This is a genomic window from Parendozoicomonas verongulae (assembly GCF_009711465.1).
Classification (GTDB): domain Bacteria; phylum Pseudomonadota; class Gammaproteobacteria; order Pseudomonadales; family Endozoicomonadaceae; genus Sansalvadorimonas; species Sansalvadorimonas verongulae.
In genome coordinates this window covers 10,528-11,043 of the sequence record NZ_SMME01000762.1, presented here as the reverse complement: position 1 = coordinate 11,043, position 516 = coordinate 10,528, and positions in this window count along the sequence as shown.

Below are 516 nucleotides of genomic sequence, written 5' to 3'. Positions count from 1 at the left end.
AAAGGGCCTGTCCCCTGTGTGGGTACGCTTATGCCTGGTGAGCTGAGCGGATGTGATGAAATCCTTGTGGCACCCGTCCTGGTCACAGGCAAAGGGTCTGTCCCCTTTGTGAACTTTTAGCGTGTACATATCATAGAAATCCGCAGGCCGATCATCGTCAGTTTGAACCTGAAACTCTCTGTAATGCTCACGTACCCAGGTATTTAAATGCGGAAACCGGGACGGAATCGGATTTTGTGAATGAAGAAGGGAACAGTGGATGTGAGGTTGAGCTTCCTCACCTGGAGACACATGACACATGCTTGTATTATCCCGGATCCATGTTGTGGCACCTGTTTCAACGGCCAGATGGTGTGCAGAGGTTGAGGCGGTGAGAGTTAACCCGGTTTTTTGTTTTTTCCCCCGGCAATACACGAGGTGGTGTTCGCTGTCCTGGCTATGACGCAGGATGTTGTTTTATGGGGATGGATATATGTGCTGTCTGTAGTTTGTATAGCAATATTGCCTGTAGAGACT